Source organism: Gordonibacter sp. (assembly GCF_036667095.1).
In the GTDB taxonomy this organism is placed as follows: Bacteria; Actinomycetota; Coriobacteriia; order Coriobacteriales; family Eggerthellaceae; genus Gordonibacter.
This window is the reverse complement of record NZ_JAVWUP010000179.1, coordinates 1-5,020: the sequence shown is the minus strand read 5'-3', so window position 1 is coordinate 5,020 and position 5,020 is coordinate 1. Positions and strand designations below refer to the sequence as shown.

4 protein-coding genes are annotated in these 5,020 nt (G+C 52.1%); 3 read left to right on the top strand and 1 reads right to left on the bottom strand.

The window, feature by feature from the left end; genetic code table 11:
* Positions 1-467: gamma carbonic anhydrase family protein (locus RR842_RS11875; RefSeq protein ID WP_332729856.1), on the top strand; the 467-nt coding region annotated here is incomplete at its 5' end.
* A gap of 83 nt (positions 468-550) precedes the next feature.
* Here the strand turns inward: RR842_RS11875 and RR842_RS11870 are convergent.
* Positions 551-1,441, bottom strand: coding sequence for a LysR family transcriptional regulator (locus tag RR842_RS11870; protein ID WP_332729854.1), 891 nt, complete (start codon positions 1,439-1,441; stop codon positions 551-553).
* Positions 1,442-1,685: 244 nt separating this feature from the next.
* Here RR842_RS11870 and RR842_RS11865 point away from each other — a divergent pair, with 244 nt between their 5' ends.
* Together RR842_RS11865 and RR842_RS11860 are read left to right on the top strand one after the other, a co-directional pair.
* On the top strand, positions 1,686-3,428 hold the full coding sequence (locus tag RR842_RS11865) for an acyl-CoA dehydrogenase family protein (protein ID WP_332729853.1): 1,743 nt from the start codon (positions 1,686-1,688) through the stop codon (positions 3,426-3,428).
* Positions 3,429-3,457: 29 nt separating this feature from the next.
* Complete coding sequence (locus RR842_RS11860) at positions 3,458-4,789, top strand: acetyl-CoA hydrolase/transferase C-terminal domain-containing protein (protein ID WP_332729852.1); 1,332 nt, start codon at positions 3,458-3,460, stop codon at positions 4,787-4,789.
* The last annotated feature ends 231 nt before the right edge of the window (positions 4,790-5,020 follow it).

The following is a 5,020-nucleotide window of genomic DNA, read 5'->3' as shown; positions in this document are numbered from 1 at the left end:
TCGCAAGCAACGCGACAATCTGTGGCGACGTCACCTTGAAAAAGGATAGCAATATCTGGTTCAATGCGGTTCTCAGGGGAGAGGTAGCCCCCATCGTCATCGGCGAGATGAGCAACGTGCAAGATCATTGCACGATTCATGTAGACTATGATTGTCCAGCGATAATTGGGGATCGAGTCACGATTGGCCACAACGCAGTGATTCACGGTGCGAGTATCGAAGACGATGTCATTGTCGGCATGGGAGCGATCGTCATGAATAGCTCTGTTATCGGCAAAGGCTCCATTGTGGCAGCAGGCGCCGTTGTCACCGAAGGCGCGGTGGTTCCACCGTATTCGCTGGTGGTGGGCATTCCGGGAGTTGTGAAGAAAACTCTTGACCCAGGCAAGCGCCCCCAGGAAAATAACGCCAGGGATTATCTTACGATAGGCGTGAGTGAATATGCAAAAAACGATAGAGCCAAATAATGCATTGCAAAATGTGATTCTGCCAAATTGAAATGCGCCCAGTGTTGCACCGATCGGGCGCATTTCTTCAAAAAATCTATGCGTTAGCCATCGAGGTTTGCCAAATCGGAAAAATACTCGACAGCTTCGCGGTAAAAAGCTTCACCTTCCTTGCTCAAGGCTCGGTTGCTGTTCCAGGAAAGCCCGAGGATGCACGGGACATCCTCTTCGAGCAAGGTGTGATGATTTTTGAAATGATCTTCTTGAAGCACGAGGGCTCTTGCGCAGAGTGCGATGCCTAGGCCTTGTTCCACGTAGCGCTCTACCGATATCGTATCACCCGTTTCAAGAACAAACGTCGGTGATAGCCCGTGTGTTTGATAGTAGGCATCGATGGTGTCTCGCGCCCCGAAGCCTTGCGCAACGCCCACGAATGGCTCATTCAATATTTTTTCGAGGCTGACGACGTCGTAGTCTTCGAGCCAATGGCCTTTGGGGTAGATGATGGCGGGAATCTCGTTTCGCAACTGCACTGAGTTGATGCCTATTTCATCAAGTGGCGGTGCGGTGATGGCGAAGTCAACACTTCCATTCTTGAGCATGGCGACAACCTTCTTGCGAGGTCCTGAATACTGACGGATCTTCATGTTGGCATGCTTCTTGGATGTTTTCGACAAAAACGCTGGCATGTACGCGCTGGAATTCGTGGCGACGGCAACTTGAAACTGTGCGCGCAGGTGCGCCTCCTGAGTTCTCTGCGTCGCTTCGTTAAACAAGCTAATCATTTTTAGGGCGTACTCGTAGAAGATTTTTCCGCACTCATTGAGCACGAGACCGCGCCCTTCCCGGTCGAAAAGCTCGACGCCTAGCTCACGCTCCATTTCTCCGATGATGCGGCTAAGGTGCGCTTGGGACACATAAAGATCCTGAGCAGCTTTCGTGATGTGCTGAGTTTCGGCAACACGTTTGAAGTAAAGAATGCGCTTGATATCCATGTGAACATCTCCTCGGGTGAGTCTACCCTTGTCAACGCTTATGATACCATCGCCGACAATCCTTTCATGCGTCAGGCGCATGAAAGAGTGCGAACTTCGAATTTTATTTTCCCAGCAAACCATGGTATTTTTGAGATGTTAAAAGTGCAAATATGCAGATGAACTCATATTTGCACGCCGTTTCGCGCATTCTGGCGCCGATTGCGCAGTGGCATGAAGCCATCATACCGAAAGGGGAAGAGTAGTGTCTAAAAAGAATGTTTTGTTCAATCCTGCAACCTTCACGGGCGAAGAGTACGACGCAAAGAGCCGCCAGGCTATGCTGGACACCGTGGAGTTCTTCGAGCACAAGGGCCTTGCGGACATTCGTGAGGACATGAAAGCCGACAAGTGGCAGACCGACTGGATGAAGTACCAGCGCGACCATGGCATTTTCGCAACCATGCTAACCGCTGAAGGGTACGGGGACGATCCCTCTGCCCGTTTTGACCTGTATCGCCTGTGCCCGATGAGCGAGATTCTTGGCTTCTACGGCCAGTCCTACCAGTATCCTCTGCAGGTTTCCATTCTGGGCGTCGGCCCCATCTGGATGGGAGATAATGATTTTCAGAAAAAAGATCTAGCTGAGCAGCTCAAGGAAGGCCACGTGTTCGCTTTCGGCATGAGCGAGAAGGAGCACGGTGCTGACCTGTACTCCAACGAGACCTGTCTTACACAGCTTGAGGACGGCACCTACCGCGCTGACGGCGACAAATACTACATCGGCAACGCACACATCGCCAGCAAGGTCTCAACCATGGGAAAGAACGCCACCACGGGCGAATATTGCAACTGGGTGGTTGACAGCCGTCATCCGAACTACAAGTACGTTAAGGACATCGAAGTCCCCGGCATGGGTCAGTGCCGCGTCGGCGAGTATCAACTGATTGAGTATCCCATCTCCGACAATGACATCCTCAAGTCCGGCGACGCCGCTTTCGCTGACGGCTTGGCCACGGTGAACATCGGCAAGTTTCAGCTTGGTTTTGCTGCTTCAGGTATCGCCACGCACGCGCTCTACGAAGCGGTCACCCATTCCAACCGCCGCATCATCTACGGCCGCCCGGTCACCGCGTTCCCACACATCCGCTCGTTCCTCTCCGAGGCGTTCTGTCGCACCAACGCTATGAAGCTCTATGCGCTGCGCAGTCGCGACTACTTCCGCAGCATGAGTGCAGACGATCGTCGTTATCTGCTGTTCAATCCTATCCAAAAGATGAAGGCCACCACGCAGGGCGGCGATGTCATCCGCATGCTGATGGATGTCGTCTGCGCGAAGGGCTACGAGGCCGATACCTATCTGTCAGATGCGTACAATACCATGGACATGCTATTCCGTCTCGAGGGCACGGCGCACGTGAACATGGCTCTGGTTCTCAAGTTCCTGCAAAACTACCTGTTTACCGATGTCGCGTATCCCGAGATCGGGATTGTGGATGAGGCCAAAGACGACAACAACATCTTCAACCAGACGATGGGCGGCCTTGCCAAGGTGCAGTTCCCCGACTATCGCAAGGCGTATGAAGGCGTCGATCTGCCCAACGTCAAACGCTTCATGCAGCTGGTCGAGGAGTTCCGCACCCTGCTCGCCACCGATGCACCCGATCCTGCTCTCATCAAAAAGGACATGGACTACATGTTGAATTTCGGTGAGATCTTCACCATGGTCGTATATGCGCAGCTGGTGCTCGAAGGCGCCAAGCTCAATGATGTTGACGACGAGCTGATCGACCAGATGTTTGCGCTGTTCGTTAAAGATGTGAACAAGTACGCGCTTACGCAGGTTAACAATCACATCAATAGCGAGATTCAGACTAAGCACCTTCAGAGCATGGCTCTCATGGGTCCTGTGGTAAACCCTGAAAAGGATTTCAAGTTCTGGCAAGAATACGTACAGTCGCTTGATGGCTGCTACGCGATGAGCGATTCCGTTATCGGCATCGACTAGCCCTTTCGTAGAGAGATAAGGTAACAGCAATGGGAAACTGGAAAGATTATTATCAGGAACACTTGATGAGTGGCGAGGAGATTGTAAAACTCATCGAGTCGGGTGATCGTGTGTGGATTGGTAACACCATCAATGTCCCATATGATCAGCTCGACCTGCTCGCGGATCGCTACGAAGAGTTGCACGATGTAAAGACGTACTCGAACGTGCTCGCCCGACCACCCAAGATGTTCACCGATGCGAAGTATGGCAAGGCATTCCACCATATGTCGTTTTTCCCGGGACCGGTTGAGCATATGGCACGCAAGCTTGGACTCGTATCGTTCATCTCTGCCCCGTACGGCTATTTTCAAAGCACTGCGAGCAAGGCGCAGAGCATCAACGTCGTGTTTATTGAGGTGGGGACTCCCGATAAAGACGGGCTCATTAATATCGGAGCGGCCGGAGCGTTTTTGGCGTCCGAGATTATCAAGGGTGGCAGCGTTACGAAGCTGATCGGCGTGATCAACGAAAGCCATACACCGGCGAAGTGCGACGATCCTGAGCTGCTAAATATTCCGGTTGAGCGTTTCTGCGCATTCTGCGAGAATACGCATCCTCACATCGTGATCACCGACGGCGATCCTGAGCCTGTCGATGAAAAGATTGCCGGAAACATCATGAAGTATGTCGAAAATGGCGATACTGTTCAGGTGGGCAAGGGTGGTCTTGGCAACGCTATCGGCTCCTACTTGATGGAGAAAGAAGAGATCAACGTCTATTCGGAGATCCTTTCCGACTGGATTGTGGACCTTTGCCAGAAGGGCGTGGCCAAGGAAGTTCGTGCTGCTGGCTTCTTCGGCTCCCAGCGCTTGTACGACTTCTGTACCGATGCTAAGGAAATCGTCTACGACTCCGTTCCGCATCTGGCGAGCATCAACGAGGTTTCCAAAATAGACTCCTTCGTCGCGATAAACGCCTGCATGATGGCTGACCTGACCGGCCAGTCTTGCTCCGAAGGCTCTGGCACGTGGCAGTACAGCTGCATCGGCGGCCAGATCGACTTTGTGAAAGGTGCGAACCTTATCCGCAATCGTGGCGGCAAAGGCCTGAACTTCCTGGCGCTTCGCTCCACGCGCACCGATAAGGAAGGGAATCTGCACTCCAACGTGGTATTTAACTTCCCACTCGCATCGGCTGTGACATGCCCACGTTGCGAGGCCATGTATTACGTGACCGAGTACGGCGTGGCAGACCTGTGGGGTAAATCGCTTGCCGAACGTGTTGTCGCAATGATTTCAATCGCGCATCCCGACTTCCGCGAAGGCCTGAAGAAGCAAGCGCTGGAGTCTGGTCTTGTACTACCCAGCGAGCTTGGGTAGGCAATTTTTTTAAAAAACACCGCTCACTCGTAAAGCGGGATGCAGCACTAAAGAGCCGGAACCTTACTACAGGTTTCGGCTCTTGTTGTGCGCGAGGCATTATTCTATGGTGTTACGCTGGAGAAAAATTCAAACCCCATTCTTTTTTGCATTCACAGGTATCAATGACCGTCTTATTTTCCTAAACTTTTAGATACAAAATAATTAAAGAGTGATATAGTTTAGCAACTA

Coding starts and splice junctions, on each gene's coding strand:
- RR842_RS11870 (WP_332729854.1), bottom strand. CDS start 1,441: ATGGATATCAAGCGCATTCTTTACTTCAAACGTGTTGCCGAAACTCAG.
- RR842_RS11860 (WP_332729852.1), top strand. CDS start 3,458: ATGGGAAACTGGAAAGATTATTATCAGGAACACTTGATGAGTGGCGAG.